Origin of the sequence: Oribacterium sp. C9 (assembly GCF_002007235.1) — a bacterium.
Classification (GTDB): domain Bacteria; phylum Bacillota; class Clostridia; order Lachnospirales; family Lachnospiraceae; genus Oribacterium.
The window spans coordinates 26,506-43,651 of record NZ_MUHW01000007.1 but is presented as its reverse complement, the minus strand read 5'-3'; the positions used below and the strand labels follow the sequence as shown (position 1 = coordinate 43,651).

Genomic DNA, 17,146 nt, shown 5'->3' with positions numbered 1-17,146 from the left:
ATAAGGAGAGTGAACATGAGAGATTTGGAGAAGTACAAGGGAGTTATTCCTGCGTTTTACGCCTGTTACGATGATGACGGAGAAGTGAGCCCGGAGAGAGTTCAGAAGCTCACACAGTACTTCGTAGACAAGGGTGTAAAGGGAGTATATGTGAACGGTTCTTCCGGTGAATGCATCTATCAGAGCGTGGAAGACAAAAAGATAATACTTGAAAATGTAATGAAGATCGCAAAGGGGAAGTTAACGGTCATCGCCCATGTTGCATGTAACAATACCAAAGACAGTATGGAGCTTGCAGCCCATGCGGAAAGTCTTCAGGTCGATGCTATAGCGGCTATACCTCCTATATATTTCCATCTTCCGGAGCATGCTATCGCTCAGTACTGGAATGATATCAGTTCAGCTGCGCCGAATACGGATTTCATCATTTACAACATACCTCAGCTTGCAGGTGTGGCACTTACAGGCAGTCTGTTTGAGACCATGAGAAAGAATCCGAAGGTAATAGGTGTCAAAAATTCATCCATGCCGGTTCAGGATATACAGATGTTCAAGGCAGCGGCAGGTGAGGATTATATCATTTTTAACGGTCCGGATGAACAGTTTATCAGCGGAAGGGTCATAGGTGCCGGCGGAGGCATTGGCGGAACCTATGGTGTCATGCCTGAGCTTTTCCTGAAGATGAACGAGCTTGTGAAAGAAGGAAAGATGGCAGAGGCTATGGAGATCCAGTATGCTGTCAATGAGATCATATATAAGATGTGTTCCGCACACGGAAACATGTACGCTGTGATAAAAGCTATTCTCAAGATCAATGAAGGTCTGGAACTGGGAAGTGTAAGACTGCCTCTTGCACCATTGTCCGAGGAAGACTGCTCTGTAGTTTCGGAAGCGGCAAAAATGGTACAGGAAGCAAAACAAAAATTTCTCTAATCTGAAAGGAGGTTTTTCATGCAGGGATTTACAGTGATAGATTTAATAGTTCTTATAGTGTACCTTGCGGCAGTTCTGTTCGTAGGTCTTCATTTTGCAAAGAAGGAAATGAAGGGAAAAGAGTATTTCAAGGGTGACGGTACCATTCCATGGTGGGTAACATCGGTGTCCATCTTTGCAACATTGTTAAGCCCTATTTCTTTTCTTTCTTTGGCCGGAAACTCTTATGCCGGCACATGGCTCATGTGGTTTGCCCAGCTCGGTATGCTGATCGCCATTCCGCTGACAATACGTTTCTTCCTGCCTATATACAGTAAGCTGGATATCGATACAGCCTACCATTATCTGGAACTGAGATTCAACAGCAAGGGACTGAGAGTTCTCGGTGCTGCCATGTTCATCATTTATCAGATCGGAAGAATGTCCATAATCATGTATCTTCCATGTATGGTACTGGGAAGTCTCACAGGAATCAGCGTTAATCTCCTCATTATCATAATGGGAATCATCGCCATCATTTATTCCTATACAGGTGGACTTAAGTCAGTGCTTTGGACTGATTTCATTCAGGGTTCGGTACTTATCATCGGTGTAACATTTGCATTTGTATATCTCCTTCTCCATCTTGATAACGGAATCGGCACCATCTTTTCAGCTTTTACGACAGAGCAGAAGTTCCTCGCAGCTAATCAGCCTATCTTTGATATCAACATCTTCAAGGACAGTGTATTTATCATGGTAGTCGGAGCAGGATTGAACACCATGAGCTCCTACGTATCAAGCCAGGATATCGTTCAGAGATTCTCTACAACAACAGATACAAAGAAGCTCAACAAGATGATGCTCACAAACGGTGTACTTTCATTATTTATCGCTACAGTTTTCTATTTCATCGGAACAGGCTTGTACAAGTTTTATCAGGTCAATGCACTTCCGCCTGCTGCAGCTCAGGATCAGATTTTCGCTTCATACATCGCATTCCAGCTTCCTGTAGGTGTTTCAGGACTGCTTCTGGCAGCCATCTATGCAGCGGCACAGTCAACATTATCAACAGGACTCAATTCAGTGGCATCCAGCTGGACACTTGATATCCAGAATTCACTTTCCAGGAAGGAGATCTCTTTCGAGAAGCAGACAAAGATAGGTCAGGCTGTTTCACTCATCGTTGGTATCTTTTCAATAGTGGTTTCCATGGTACTTGCAAACGGAGGTATCAAGTCTGCATATGAGTGGTTCAACGGATTCATGGGTCTCGTTCTCGGTATCCTCGTAGGCTCTTTCATCCTTGGCGCTTTTACAAAGAAGGCTAATGCTTTCGGCGTTACTGCAGCATTTATCGCAGCTTCTGTCGTTATGATAGTCATCAAGTATGGTCTTCCAGCAGGTGCAGTTTCTATCTGGTCATATTCCATCATTTCAATCACTGTATCACTTGTTGTAGGAATTCCTGCAAGTATACTGTGGTCAGGCATGAAGGGACATAGTGAAGAAGTGGCAGCAAATACCACAATTTATAAATTACAGGTATGATGATGTAAGTGCAAATAGCCGTAAAGACTATTTGCACTGAATCACATAAAACGGGAGAGTATTATGATTTTTGGTAATGTAGATCACCTTGACGGAGGAGAATATCTTACGGACAGGATACGGGAATGTCTGTCCTATGCGAAAGAGCATGATCTGTCAGGGTTTGAAAAAGGGACTCATGAAATAGATGGAGATGAGCTCTTCGTCAATATCGTTGAGTACAGTACGACAAATGCAGAAGATCGTTTCTGGGAAGCCCATAAAAAGTATCTGGACCTTCATCTGATGCTTGATGGAAATGAACAGATAGATCTCGGTTTTGTTCACAGTATGTCCACAGAGGAATATGTCGAAAAGGATGATTTTCTTCCTATGAAGGGAGAGAAGAATTCCTCTGTTATACTTACGAATGGTGACTTTCTGGTGTGCTACCCCAATGATGCACATCGTACGGCGGTAGCGGTCGATCAGCCGGAAAAAATTAAAAAGGCTATATTCAAGATAAGAATTGCCTGATGGATCAAGAGGTGTAATTATAGAAAAAGGTGGGATGAGACAGGATGGCATCTTACCTTTTTCTTAGTTGGAGAAGTGGACAAATGAAGAGATATCTGGCTATCGATATAGGCGGCACAGCTATAAAGTATGGGATCATAGATGAGGATGCCCGCATTTTAAGCAGAGAAGAAACAGCAACAAACAGCTTTCAGGGAGGAGAAAAGATACTACTGAAGGTACTTGATATCGTAGAAGAAAAAATACATGAGGAAGAGATAACAGGGGTTGCCATATCCACAGCTGGGATGGTGAATCCTGACTCGGGAGAGATTTTTTATGCATCGGATCTGATACCGGGCTATGAAGGAATCAATTATAAAAAAGAGATAAAAGAGAAATTTGATCTGCCCTGTGAAGTGGAAAATGATGTTAACTGTGCGGGGCTTGCGGAGAGCATCTCGGGTGCTGCGAAGGGGACCGGCAGTTCCGTCATGCTCACGGTAGGTACCGGAATCGGCGGTTGTCTCATCATAAATGACCGTATATATCACGGTTTTTCAAATGCAGCCTGTGAGGTAGGATACATGAGAATAGACGGTGATAATTATGAGCGTAAAGGTGCCGCAAGTGTGCTTGTGAAAAATGTGGCGGCTGAAAAAAATGAATCTCCTGATTCATGGAACGGCAGGAAGGTATTCGAAAAGGCTCTGGCAGGTGATGAAGTATGTAAGAGAAACATTGACATCATGTGTCATGAGATAGCAAAGGGTATCGCCAATATATGCTATGTGGTAAATCCGGAAATGGTCGTTCTGGGCGGTGGAATCATGGCTCAGGGTGAAAAGATACGGGGAATTCTGGAAAGATATCTCGATATCTATCTCGTACCGGGTATCAGAAAGCATACGAAGCTTCAATTTGCAGAAAATGGAAACGACGCCGGGATGCTTGGAGCGTTTTACAATTTCAGGCAAAAACATGGTTCAGATAACTAATGGTGCAGATACTAATTAAACGTATATCATCAAACAGGAAGGCAGATTATGGCAGATAGTAATGTTTCGATTATTCCTATGATAGAGGTCAACTATCAGAAACTTTCCCCGGCAGAGAGAAGGGTGGCAGACTTTTTTATATCAAATCGTGATGATTCTGCGGATCTCTCTGCACATACGATCTCAGAGAAGCTGTTCATTTCAGAACCGACTCTTTCCAGATTTGCAAAGAAATGCGGTTTCAAGGGATACAGAGAGTTCGCCTACAGATATAAAAATCAGACTTTGAAGCCGAGACAGTCCGTGACATGTTCAGTCAAGAAGGTACTGTCTGTGTATGATGATCTTCTCGACAAGGAATACAATCTGATAGATGAAAAGCAGATAGACCGTATAGTGGACTACATAGGAAAATATGAGAGAGTCATGATCTGCGGAAAAGGAAGCTCAGGCTTTGCTGCAGAAGAAATGGAGATAAGACTCATGAGAGTCGGCGTAAATGTGGACTCTGTGGTCAACTCAGATCGTATGAGGATGCAGTCTGTATTTATGGATAAAAAATGTCTCGTCATAGGTATGAGTATGAGCGGTACTGCAAAGGATGTTCTTTATATGCTGGAAATGGCTCATAAGAACGGGGCGAAAACAGTGCTGATAACCTCCTACAGGAATGAAAGAAACGAGTCATTTTGTGATGAGGTTGTTCTGGTACCGGCAACCAACAGAATGGATCAGGGCAACAGTATTTCTCCGCAGTTCCCGTTTCTTGTGGTGTCGGACATCATCTATACGAAGTATATGGAACAGAATCAATACATGAAAGAAACATTGCATGACAGCACACTTAAAGCATTGGGCATGGAGGACAACGATGAGATTATATACAGCAAAGGACTATAATGATTTAAGCAGAAAAGCGGCAAATCTTCTTTCGGCGCAGATCATCATGAAGCCATGGTGCGTTCTGGGACTTGCAACAGGTTCCACACCTATAGGTACTTATGATCAGCTTGTTGAGTGGTACAGAAAGGGAGATCTGGATTTTTCAGAAGTGACCACAGTGAATCTTGATGAATATAAGGGGCTTCCTGCGGATAATGATCAGAGCTATCACTATTTCATGCATAAGCATTTATTCGATCGTGTAAACATAAAAGAAGGAAATACATATCTACCTGACGGGATGGAAGAGGATCCCGAAAAGGAATGCAGTAGATATGCAAGGCTTATAAACAGGCTGGGAGGTGTTGATATGCAGCTTCTGGGGCTCGGTCATAACGGACATATAGGTTTTAATGAGCCTGACGAGGCATTTGAAAAAGAGGTTCATTGCGTTGATCTTCAGGAGAGAACCATAGAGGCTAATAAAAGATTTTTTGCTTCTGCTGATGACGTTCCGAAACAGGCATATACCATGGGTATAAAGACCATCATGCAGGCAAGAAAGATAGTTGTGATAGTCAGCGGTGAGGAAAAGGCTGAGATCGTAAAAAAGGCATTCTGGGGACCTGTGACACCGAAGATACCTGCCTCCATACTTCAAATGCATAATGATGTAACACTTGTGGCTGATGAAGCTGCGTTATCGCTTATAGGATAATGTTTATTTCATAAGACAGAAAGGGTGTCAAGATATGTATTTAAAGAATATGCTGGTATATAGCCCGGATCATCACTTTCATCCATCGGACATAGAGATTTCAGACGGTATCATACATCAGGTGATTCCTTCAGGGAAAAGCTCTGATGAGTGCCGGTACTATGTGATACCGGGACTTGTGGACATACATTTTCACGGATGCATGGGAGTGGATCTTTGTGATGGGGATCCTGACAGCCTGAGAACCATGGCAGAATACGAGGCATCACAGGGAGTGACTACTATCTGTCCGGCAAGTATGACCATGTCTCCGGAAGAGCTTCATGGAATAATGAAAAACGCAGGTGAATATGAAGAAAAGTCCGGAGCACATTTTGCGGGGATAAATATGGAAGGTCCTTTTATAAGCAGAAAGAAGAAGGGTGCCCAGGCAGAAAAGAATATCATCCCCTGTGATATAGGACTTTTCAGACAGCTTCAGGTGGAAGCGAGGGGGAGGATACGTCTCGTGGATATCGCGCCGGAGGAACCCGGAGCCATGGAATTTATAGACGAGATGAAGGCCGAAGTGACGATATCCATAGCCCATACGGATGCTGATTATGATGTGGCTGTGGAAGCATTTAAAAGAGGTGCAAGGCATGTGACACATCTTTGCAATGCCATGCCGCCGCTTTATCACCGGGAACCGGGAGTTATAGGCGCCGCCGCGGATATGGGAGCTTATGTCGAGATGATATGTGATGGCATACATATTCATCCATCCATGGTGAGAGCGATGTTTAAGCTTTTCACAGCTGAAAAGATATGCCTCATCAGTGACAGCATGAGAGCAGCAGGACTTCAGGATGGTCAGTATACTCTGGGAGGACAGGAGGTCACGGTAAAAGGCTCTCTCGCCACACTTTCGGATGGCACCATAGCAGGTTCTGTGACAAATCTTATGGCATGCATGAAAAATGCTGTAAAAAATATGGGTATCTCTCTTGAAGATGCAGTGAGATGCGCTTCTGAAAATCCGGCAAAGGCTATAGGGATATATGACCGATGCGGCAGTATCGAAGCCGGAAAACAGGCAGATATGGTGTTGATGGACAGAGATATGAATGTTGTGGAAGTGATGGTTGGAGGAAAGATATATCAGACCGGAAGCAATAAGAAATCTGTTTTTTAAAATAGATTGTTAGCAATTAATTGAATACATATCTTTGATTTGATATCTTATAATGAGAGTGGAATAAAATTTTCCACTCTCGTTTGATGTTTTCAACCACGCAGCAGCGTGAAAAGAGACATCGGGTCAGCTACTATATATTCGGAGGATGGGGTATGAAAAAGATTGATATTCAGAAAATTGTTCTATCGGCAATGTTTATAGCGCTGGGTATGGTTCTTCCATTTGCTACTATGCAGCTTAAATCTTTAGGCCAGCTGCTTTCGCCTATGCATCTGCCTGTACTTTTGTGCGGACTTATATGCGGTCCTGTTTATGGTGCCATAGTCGGTTTTGTAGTTCCTCTTTTACGTTCAGTTACCTTTGGGATGCCAAAGCTTTTTCCCGGAGCCATCGCCATGGCCTTTGAGCTTCTGACATATGGTCTGGTCACAGGCTATCTCTACACGAGATCAAAATATAAGTGCATCATCGCTGTATATAAGGCTCTGATCCCTGCCATGATCATCGGACGTATCGTAGGCGGTGCTGTACAGGCTGTATTACTGGGAGGACAGTATAGTCTTGCTGCTTTTATGACCGGATATTTTGTAAACACACTTCCGGGAGTTGTTTTACAGCTGGTTCTTATTCCTGTAATAATGGTTGCTCTCGGAAAGGCACATCTCATAAAGTTCCATAGCGGAGCAAAAAGAAAGGCTGAAATATTTTGAAGCATAATGTTGAGAGATATTTAACATTCGGGAGCGTGATATGGCACACTTGAAAGCTGAAAAAACCAAAGGAAAGAATTTCTCCAAAAGGATAACTTCGTTTCTACTTGCAGCATTCTGTTTTATGATCGTGATCTCGGGGTGCGGAAAGGATGCAAGGGGAACTGAAATAGAGCAGCTTTCAAAAAAGTACAGTGTTCCTAAAGAAAAGCAGCTGGTCATCTGCACCTCACATAAAGAGGAAGTGTATCTTCCCATCATAAGGGAATTTGAAGTAAGAACCGGTATCTGGGTAGAGATCAGGACCGGCGGAACTGCCGAGATGATGGACAAGATCGAATCCGGTCTGGAAAAGGGTGAATGTGACATCATGTTTGGAGGCGGTGCGGAAAGCTACGAAGCAAGAAAAGAGCTTTTCGTACCTTACAGTTCATCCGAAAATGAAAAACTGAATCAGGCATACCTGTCTCAGGAAAATCTTTGGACTCCTTTTACAGAGCTTCCCATCGTGTTTGTTTACAACCCAAAGCTTGTCTCAGTAACAGATGCTCCCAAAAGCTGGCATGATCTGTTTCTCCGAAAATGGAAAGGACTTATAGCATTTGCAGATATGGAAGTATCAGGAACCAGCTATACCATCATATCTACCATGGAGCAGCTTTTTGATGAAGGTGCGGAGAGCCTCATTCCGAGGTTTTATGAGCAGTTGAACGGAAACATTCTCTCATCATCAGGTGACATACTTCCATCTGTAGAGTCAGGAAAATATCTTGTGGGGATAACTCTGGAGGAAACTGCAAAAAAATATATCGAGAGCGGTCATGATATAGCCATGATCTATCCTTCCGACGGTACCTGCGCAATTCCTGATGCATGTGCCATAGTTAAGAATGCGCCTCACAGCTACAATGCAGGAAAGTTTATAGATTTCATCGTGAGTCTCGATACACAGAAATTTGCCATGGAAGAATTTCACAGACGTCCTGTCAGAACAGATGTCGAGCTTCTAAGTGAATACGGAAGAATCGATCTCATGGATTTCGATATAAAAAAATCTGCTGCAGAAGAAAAGAAAGCCATAGGAATCTGGCGTGAAGTCACAAAAAAGGAAGGAAACTAATATGGGATTTATCAGACAATCCTTCAAACGACAGATATTTGCGGTGTTCCTTTCTGTTTCTCTTTTTCTTGTTATAATTGGCGGAATGGTGACGGTTCAGACATTCCAGGCGAGAGTAGTGCTGGACTATGAGAACAGGGATCTGGAACAGCAGAAATATGTGACCGGTCGCATATCGGATATGATCGGTCTTGCAGATGCAGCTATCGATGAAATACAGAAAAGCGATGCCATAATTGAAGCTCTGACTACAGGAAGACGTAATTCTTTCAATGTCTATGCGGATCTGTATGAGATCACCAACGATATAAGAAACTTTTCAGTGATCGAGCTGTACAGAGGCGGTAACTGCAGATACAGCACGAAAAGCGGCAACAGCTCTGATTCACTTCCTGATTATTACTCAGCACTCAGTGAAGCGTCAAGAAGAGCCGGCACGACCATATATTCTTTGAATCCCGGACATGCCAGCATTTCAGGTTCTGAGCTTTTGATGGTTCGTGAGATAGTTTCCGCATCAGAACCTGGATTTGTAGTTGTCAGGATAGGACAGACCGAAATAGAAAATCAGATAAAGGACGGTATAAATGCAAGAGACGGGTTCATACTTGTGAACAGATATCTGAGACCATTCTGCCTCCTTGGAACTGCAGTTGACGGCAAGGTCCTTTCGTCCATAAGAGAAAATCTTCTGACAGCAAAGAATTACAATCACGATCTTAAAGACAACATATACATGTCAGAGCTTCCCGGCACGGATATCCTGAGCATTTACATCACTCCGCCTGTCCTAGAGCAGAGTGCCATCAATGCGGGCTATCGCGTGATAATGCTTCTGGCGGTGCTCAGTGTACTTGTCTGTCTTCTGGTCGCATCCCGATTCAGTATCGCGTTTTCCAAGCCTATAAGCGAACTCTATCAGGCCATGAAGAGATTCAGAAAGGGTGATTTTGATACGAAGATAGAGCTGAACCGTGAGGACGAGTTCGAGCAGCTTGCTGTCGGTTTCAACAAGATGACCAGTCAGCTTAAACAGACCATGGAAGATCAGGTCAAGTCTGAAAGGAAGGTCAACGAGACCCGTATAGCTATGATGCAGGCGCAGCTTAACCCGCATTTTCTGTACAATACACTGGACACCATCAAGTGGGTGGGTAAAGCCAATCAGGTTCCTGAGATCGCAACATTGTCAGCTTCACTTGCCGGAATACTCAGAAGCAGTATTTCCGAGAAGCAGTTCTGCAAGCTTTCGCAGGAAATACAGATGATCAGGAACTACTGTGACATCCAAAGGATAAGGTTCGACGATTGTTTTGACATAGAGATAAAGGTGGAAGAAAAGCTGCTGGATGCCATAGTCCCTAAGCTGATACTCCAGCCCCTTATAGAAAACTCCATCATACACGGACTCGATGGACAGAAAAACGGACACATAGATGTAAGAGCTTATGAACAGGGTGATCTCTACATAGAGATCCGGGATAATGGAAAGGGCATCACAGACGAATACATACGGGCGCTTGAAAATGATGATGTGGAGACATTGAAAGGACATCTGGGAATGAATAATGTCAATACCATCATCCGCATGTATTACGGAAAGGATTATGGAATTCATGCTTCAAGACTTACTGAAAGAGGCACCCTTATCACAGTGAAGCTGCCACTTTCTTTTGAGGAGCCGAAATCCGGTACACAGTGATGAAAAGAGCGGTCTGATCAAGTCTGAAATTCAGACGGAGAAATACCTGTAACAGAGGAGATGATTTAATGATTAAGGTAATGATAGTTGATGACGAAAGATTTGTCAGAAGAGGAATCATACAGGAAACAGACTGGGAGCTTATAGGCTGTGAAGTTGTGGCAGAGGCCACAAACGGCGTTGAGGCTCTGGAAAAGGCAAGGGAAGTTCATCCCGATCTTGTTGTTTCCGATATACGTATGCCTGAAATGGACGGACTTGAGCTATCACAGAATCTGGTTGAGATGTTTCCTGATATAAAGCTTATTCTCCTGACTGCCTACAGTGATTTCGAGTATGCGAGACAAGCTCTTCGTATAGGCGTTTCCGATTACCTTCTGAAACCCTTCGAGGACGGAGAACTGGAGGCATCGATACAGAGACTCATACATCTGAATCCACTTGAGGAAAAGGGTGAGCAGGAAGAATCGGAGGAGGAAAAACTGTTAGGTCTCAAAAAGAGATCAGAGGTCTCCAACAGGTATGTGCAAAGTGCCATAGAGTATATAGAGAAGCATTATATGAATATGGACTTCTCACTTACAGCTCTTGCCGAATCCATAGGTGTAAGTGAAGGTCATATAAGCAGACTTTTCAAGGGAGAGACAAACAACAGCATCAACAACTATCTGGTGAAGTACCGTATAAAAAGGGCCATGGATGAGCTTAAGGATGTAAAGATAAAGGTCTATGAAGTAGCGGAAATGGTAGGGTATCAGGATATAGCATACTTTTCCAACACATTTAAAAAGCTGGTGGGCACATCACCATCGGACTATCAGGCATACGGTCTCAAGAAATGATCATGTATAATATTAACCAAGCGACATCGTTTTCTTTGCGAAAATGATGTCGCTTTTTTACAACAAATATCAGAATTGCCCTATTTTAAACATCAAACTGCACAACTAAAATATGTGTATAAGTAATAAATGATGTGATTGCGCGAAAATCTCACATATTGTCGCGATCTAAACATTAAACACATCATTAGATCAGTTTACGTGATGTAAATCAAAGGAGGGTAAACGTGAGAAGAGTTTTATCAACAATTTTGACTGTTTCTATGGTAGTTGCCTCACTGGCAGGCTGCGGCGGGTCAAGTACAGCTACAACAAGTGCTGCTGCAGAGACAAAATCAGCTGCTGAAACAGCTGCACTGCAGGAAAGTCCCAAGGAAGAAAAGGCTGAGGAGCTTACAGGTATCGACGCTATCATAGCTGAAGCTCAGACCATGTCACTTGAAGAACTTGCAAAGAAGGCTATCGAAGAGTCAAACGGCAAGACATTTTACGGCGTAGGTAACTCCAGCCGAGGAAAATCAGCTCTTCCGGTATTCATCGAGTACCTGAAGACAATCGATCCATCCTACAACATGGAGTTCGAGTGGCAGCAGCCAAAGAACAACAAGATCTTTGAGCAGCTCACATCTGATTCACTTAAGAGTGAGGGAACATTTGCCATGACTCTCATTCAGGACGGTAACCAGATTCAGTCCAAGATGGTGGAAACAAACATCCTGAAGAAGTTCGTTCCTAAGGAGTGGGCAGAGGCTAATGGTACAACACCGGCTGATTATAAGGGATTCCTTCCACTTCAGACACTTAACAAGGTATTTATGTACAACTGCACAGGCAGCGCTGCATACACAAACTGCTGGGATTTCGTATATGAAGGTTCACATCCTCTGTTCATGGGCGTTGATTCCGAGATCGTTGGAAAGAACTTCCTTATGATGCTCACATCAGACAAGTACGCTACATGGCTTAAGGAGGCTTTCGACAAGCTTGACGATACAAAGAAGGCATACTTCGAGCCTACAATTCAGGCTATGCAGTCAGATGCTTCAGATTTAGGTCTCGGTGCAAACGGTGCTTATGCACTTGCATGGATCAAGCTCTGGGTAAACAACTACAACGAGCAGACTGATGACGGTCCTATCTGTAACACACTTGTTGATGCTTCAGCAAAGGATCAGGCAGGTCTCCTTGTATATTCAAAGCTTCGTTCAGTTGAAGAGTCAGCTACTGTTTCTGTAAACAACATCAAGGTTGCAGCTTACGAGGATGGCTACACAGGTATCGGCGGATACGGATATTGCCACTATCTCTTCCTCACAAAGAACAGCCCGCTTCCATGGACAGCATGTGCATTTATCGCTTATATGACATGTACAGAAGAAGGCTTCGATGCATGGGGCAAGGATATGGGCGGATATTCAGCAAATCCTAAGGTAGCAGCTGACGTTGAGGCCAAGTACAGCCACAGCACAGGCGGCGGAGATGAGTTCCCTGCAAAGAACGACCGTGGTTATGACTGGTGGACAGGCGAAGGCCAGGGCGAGCTGGTTCTCGAGGATCCTGCATATTGCGCAGAGGTTTCATTCTCAGTAGGAAGCTGGATCGATGTACTTGATAAGTACACACCGGGCGCCTAATTCATAAATACTATAATTTGGCACAATCAAAAATATAAGTCAACGTACAAGGAAAGAGACATATATATCAGAACTGCACAGGACTTATAGAGATAAACTACAGGATGTCGCTTGATAGAGAAATATATATCCTTTTAAGCGGCATCCTTTATTAATGAAAACACATTATGAATAGGATTAAAAAATATTGAAAGATCATCTTCACAGGTGCTCGCGGCGGAGACATTATCCTATGCAGCATATGGAAGGATGACTATACAGTGAGGTAGGTAATGGATAGAAGCATTCAACCGGATAACGGTGCAATATTCAGAAACAAGCTGAAAACCTGGTTTTCTCAGCCTCAAAACATAATATTGCTCTTATTTGGCATAGTTTTGACATTCAGTACTGTTGCCCCCATTGTGGCGATAGTAAAAGATACATTCCAGATACATCCGGGTACCATCGACCAGCATCTGACCGGCAGGGTAGACGGATATACAATCGTAAATTATACAGACTTATTTACCAGCAGACTTGCAAAAGCTAATCTGTGGACACCGCTCTTAAATACCATCATTCTGTCGGTTCTCACTTGTGTGATCTCCATCTTATTCGGCGGATTGTTCGCGTTCTTGGTAACAAGAACAAACATGAAATTCAAGAAATATCTAAGTTCCATCTTCATTTTCCCATACATCATGCCACAGTGGACACTGGCCGTTGTCTGGCAGCACATGTTTTACAGCAACAAGGTAACAGGAACAGCAGACGGACTTCTGGCAGCTATATTCAATATCTATTTTCCAAACTGGTGGTGTCAGGGCGCATTTCCGAGTGCCATGGTACTTGGACTTCATTATGCACCGTTTGCATACATCCTCATCGGAGGCATCTTTAAAAACATGGATGCGAACCTGGAGGAGGCGGCAACAATTCTCGATACACCTAAGTGGAAGATAATGTTTAAGGTAACACTTCCTATGATCAAGCCGGCGATCCTTTCAACCATACTTCTGGTATTCGGAAGCGCCATGGGAAGTTACCCGGTTCCACACTATCTGAATCTTACGACTCTTTCCACGAAGTACATTTCCATGAACAGTACCTATACCGGTGAGGCAAGTATCCTTGCAATCATCATGATGGTATTTGGTGTACTGATACTTGGTATGAATCAGATGAGTCTTAAGAGCAGAAAGAACTACACCACCGTAACAGGTAAGTCAGGACAGCTTACGAAGCTTTCCATAGGAAATGCCGGAAAGTATATAGTAGGAATCATATTTATCATCATTACATTCTTTACAAGTATCTGGCCTATTCTGTTGTTCGCGCTGGAAACCTTCCTTCCGAACCCCGGAGATTACAGCTTCCTTTACACAGGAAACTTTGCGCATCTCACAACTAAATGGTGGGTGACTAATGAAAACATTACCGAAAACGGTATGTACGGACAGTCAGGAATCCTATACAATAACACTATCTGGCATGCCTTCTTCGGAACACTGTTCCTTGCAGTTGTCTGCGCACTTATAGCAGGAACCATAGGAACACTTATCGGATATGCGGTTGCAAAGAACAGAAGAAACAAGTGGGCGAACTATGTGAACAATGTAGCATTCCTTCCGTATCTTATGCCGTCAATTGCAGTTGGCGCTGCGTTCTTCATCCTGTTCTCAAACGAGCACATCAATCTTTTCAATACTTACACACTTTTGATCATCGCAGGTGTAGTTAAATATATTCCGTTTGCTTCCAGAAGTTCACTGAACTCCATGCTTCAGATCAGTAATGAGCTGGAAGAAGCAGCGATCATTCAGGACACACCATGGATCAAGAGAATGCTGAGGATCATCATTCCTATTCAGAAGTCATCTATCATCAGCGGATATCTGCTTCCGTTCATGACATGTCTTCGTGAGCTTTCACTGTTCCTGCTTCTGTGTACTCAGGGCTTCATCCTTTCAACGACCCTTGATTACTTCGATGAAATGGGACTTTATGCATTCTCAAGTGCCATCAACCTGATTTTGATCGTCACTATCTTAGTATTTAATACACTTGTAAATAAGCTGACAGGAGCTAGCCTGGACAGTGGAATTGGAGGTAAATAATCATGCCTGAGATTATTTTGGAAAATGTCACAAAAAGATGGGGGAAGTTTTTCGGTGTGGACAATGTAAGTCTCAACATCCCGAATAATTCATTCATTACTTTACTTGGACCTTCAGGATGTGGTAAAACTACGATCCTCAGAATGATCGCAGGTCTTGAAACACCTACAGAAGGAAGGATCAAAATAGGAGATACAGTTGTATTTGATTCAAATGCCGGAATCAACGTACCTCCAAATAAGCGTAAGGTAGGATTTCTCTTCCAGAACTACGCACTCTGGCCTAACATGACCGTTTATGAGAATATATCCTTCGGACTTAAGAATATCAACGAAGAGATGCCGATTCTGGATGTTGAAGCAAAGCAGACGGTTGATCTTATAAAAGCTCTTCAGAACGGAAATAAGGTAAAGGAAGTTGTAGAAGAGTGCTTCGACAAGAATCGAAAGCTTGATGAGAAAAAAGCCTATATCAAACTCATCGATAATTTTGGATTATCCATTTACTCCGCAAAGGAGCTTTTCGAGATGAAGATACATGAGTCATCTGATCCCAATGTTTCTGCCAAGAGTAAGCTTAGTGAGTATGAGAAAAAGCTGGAAACCATAAAGAACAAATATGCGAACGAGGGTAAGGCTCTCAATGATAAGTGTGAGGTGACCAAGAATGGCAAGGTTCTTGAAGAGAAGAGAAAGCTCACAAAGGAAGAGATAGATTCAAGAGTCAGAGCATGTTCCAGAATCGTTAAGATCGGTATGTTCATGGACAGATATCCGGCAGAGCTTTCCGGAGGTCAGCAGCAGAGAGTTGCCATCGCAAGGACCCTGGCACCTCAGCCGCAGGTTCTCTTCATGGATGAGCCTCTGTCAAACCTTGATGCAAAGCTGAGACTCGAGATGAGATATGAGCTTCAGAGACTTCATGTAGAAACAGGAAGTACCTTTGTTTATGTAACTCATGATCAGATGGAGGCCATGACTCTTGCTACAAAGATCTGTCTCGTTAACAATGGTGTACTTCAGCAGTATGCACCTCCACTTGAAGTTTATAACAGACCTTCCAATCTTTTCGTTGCCGATTTCGTTGGAAATCCATCTATGAATTTCATAGATGCCAAGGGCACTCAGCAGAGTGACGGAAGCTTTTCTGTGACTATGCTTGATGGAATAAAGGGAAGCTTTGTTCCTAATGATAAGATGGATATAGTCGAGTGGCGTAGAAATCGTGATGATGAAGAGCAGAAGAAGCTTGAGTTTGAACGCCAGAGATTAAGCCAGAAGGGTGCTGTTGAAAAGACCAACAAGGATGAAGTCTTCAAGTACCATATCCAGAAGGTCAATGAAGAGGACGACAGCCTGCTGGATGAGCCTGTCATCACTGATGAGGATTATGTTATCGGTATAAGACCTGAAGCCATCGACATAGATGACAACGGAAGCATTGACACTACTATTTACGGTGCCATGCCTACAGGTATGGAATCCACACTTAAGCTGAGAGTCGGTGATTTTCTTCTCACCAGCGTTATCTTCGGCGGTGTGATCTATCAGATCGGACAGGAAGAAAAGATCAATATAACAGGAAAAGATATCCTGCTCTTTGACAGAAGGTCAGGAAAGCTGATCTGCAGCGGATCACTGAAGATCTGAGAATAATATGATATAAGTGTCATAAGTATTTCTTCATTTGTGCTTGCACAAAAGGAGGATAGACTTTTGACACCTACATCACAATATTTTGTAAACTGAATTTGACAGCCAACACAAAAACGAGTAGGGTACTTTTCCCTACTCGTTTATTTCAATGCTGATATAATGGGTTTTTCTCTGGAATCAATATTTAAGCAGGTGATCCGATCTGGTTGACTACGCCGATACTTTTAAGTGCCTTTTCAAATAACTCGCTCATCTGCTGATGAGTCATCGACTCCTTGAAAGTTATACTCATATCGTTAATGTAGAATTCCTTACGGAGACTTGTTTTGTCAACACCGCCGTATTTAACGTCGCGCTCATACTGTTCACACCAACCGTAAACAGAAAATAATCCATACTCAGAGCTCTGTACACATCCACAGAATGTTCCTGAGTAGTTGCTCATACAGTATTTGCAGGTATCACATTTTCTTTCAGTTTCTCTTCCCATTTCTCTATACATTTCCCTTCGTTTTTTGCTCGGGTAGTTTAGCAAAGGTTGATGTATGCAGACTACTGCGAAAATTATCATTGACTTATAAAATCACTTAAAAATTATCGTCAATAATTAAATGGCTTAATAAAAAGTTTGGAATTAAGAATCTGTAGTTT

General features: G+C 43.0%; 15 protein-coding genes. 14 read left to right on the top strand and 1 reads right to left on the bottom strand.

Features of this window, described 5'->3' with window-relative positions:
• Positions 1–15: 15 nt before the first annotated feature.
• From BXO88_RS06025 to BXO88_RS05960, 14 genes are all read left to right on the top strand, one after another.
• Complete coding sequence (locus BXO88_RS06025; RefSeq protein ID WP_078036849.1) at positions 16–933, top strand: dihydrodipicolinate synthase family protein; 918 nt, start codon at positions 16–18, stop codon at positions 931–933.
• An 18-nt stretch (positions 934–951) separates the two neighbouring features.
• Entirely contained in the window at positions 952–2,463 is a 1,512-nt protein-coding gene (locus BXO88_RS06020) for a sodium:solute symporter (protein WP_078036848.1), read from the top strand.
• Positions 2,464–2,526: 63 nt separating this feature from the next.
• Complete coding sequence (locus BXO88_RS06015; RefSeq protein ID WP_078036847.1) at positions 2,527–2,979, top strand: YhcH/YjgK/YiaL family protein; 453 nt, start codon at positions 2,527–2,529, stop codon at positions 2,977–2,979.
• A gap of 83 nt (positions 2,980–3,062) precedes the next feature.
• Positions 3,063–3,956, top strand: coding sequence for an ROK family protein (locus BXO88_RS06010; RefSeq protein ID WP_078036846.1), 894 nt, complete (start codon positions 3,063–3,065; stop codon positions 3,954–3,956).
• A gap of 48 nt (positions 3,957–4,004) precedes the next feature.
• Positions 4,005–4,856: a MurR/RpiR family transcriptional regulator gene (locus tag BXO88_RS06005; RefSeq protein WP_078036845.1), complete on the top strand. Its 852-nt coding sequence runs from the start codon at positions 4,005–4,007 to the stop codon at positions 4,854–4,856.
• Positions 4,828–5,556 carry a glucosamine-6-phosphate deaminase gene (gene nagB / locus BXO88_RS06000; protein WP_078036844.1) on the top strand — a complete coding sequence of 243 codons (729 nt, stop codon included), beginning with the start codon at positions 4,828–4,830 and terminating at the stop codon, positions 5,554–5,556. The genes BXO88_RS06005 and nagB overlap by 29 nt, the downstream gene beginning before the upstream one ends.
• Positions 5,557–5,590: 34 nt before the next feature.
• Positions 5,591–6,730: an N-acetylglucosamine-6-phosphate deacetylase gene (nagA, locus tag BXO88_RS05995; RefSeq protein WP_078036843.1), complete on the top strand. Its 1,140-nt coding sequence runs from the start codon at positions 5,591–5,593 to the stop codon at positions 6,728–6,730.
• Between the two features lie 155 nt (positions 6,731–6,885).
• Entirely contained in the window at positions 6,886–7,443 is a 558-nt protein-coding gene (locus tag BXO88_RS05990; protein WP_078036842.1) for an ECF transporter S component, read from the top strand.
• Positions 7,444–7,483: 40 nt separating this feature from the next.
• Positions 7,484–8,563, top strand: coding sequence for an extracellular solute-binding protein (locus BXO88_RS05985; RefSeq protein WP_078036841.1), 1,080 nt, complete (start codon positions 7,484–7,486; stop codon positions 8,561–8,563).
• 1 nt (position 8,564) lies between these two features.
• Positions 8,565–10,265, top strand: coding sequence for a sensor histidine kinase (locus tag BXO88_RS05980; protein ID WP_078036840.1), 1,701 nt, complete (start codon positions 8,565–8,567; stop codon positions 10,263–10,265).
• A gap of 68 nt (positions 10,266–10,333) precedes the next feature.
• Positions 10,334–11,107 carry a response regulator transcription factor gene (locus BXO88_RS05975; protein ID WP_078036839.1) on the top strand — a complete coding sequence of 258 codons (774 nt, stop codon included), beginning with the start codon at positions 10,334–10,336 and terminating at the stop codon, positions 11,105–11,107.
• A gap of 227 nt (positions 11,108–11,334) precedes the next feature.
• Entirely contained in the window at positions 11,335–12,741 is a 1,407-nt protein-coding gene (locus tag BXO88_RS05970) for a hypothetical protein (protein WP_330395093.1), read from the top strand.
• A gap of 272 nt (positions 12,742–13,013) precedes the next feature.
• A complete protein-coding gene (locus BXO88_RS05965; RefSeq protein ID WP_078036838.1) occupies positions 13,014–14,840 on the top strand; it encodes an ABC transporter permease in 1,827 nt (608 codons plus the stop codon).
• Between the two features lie 2 nt (positions 14,841–14,842).
• Positions 14,843–16,489, top strand: a complete 1,647-nt coding sequence (locus BXO88_RS05960) for an ATP-binding cassette domain-containing protein (protein WP_078036837.1) — start codon at positions 14,843–14,845, stop codon at positions 16,487–16,489.
• 190 nt (positions 16,490–16,679) lie between these two features.
• Here the strand turns inward: BXO88_RS05960 and BXO88_RS05955 are convergent, their stop codons facing one another.
• Entirely contained in the window at positions 16,680–16,997 is a 318-nt protein-coding gene (locus tag BXO88_RS05955; protein ID WP_139355524.1) for a hypothetical protein, read from the bottom strand.
• Between the last annotated feature and the right edge of the window lie 149 nt (positions 16,998–17,146).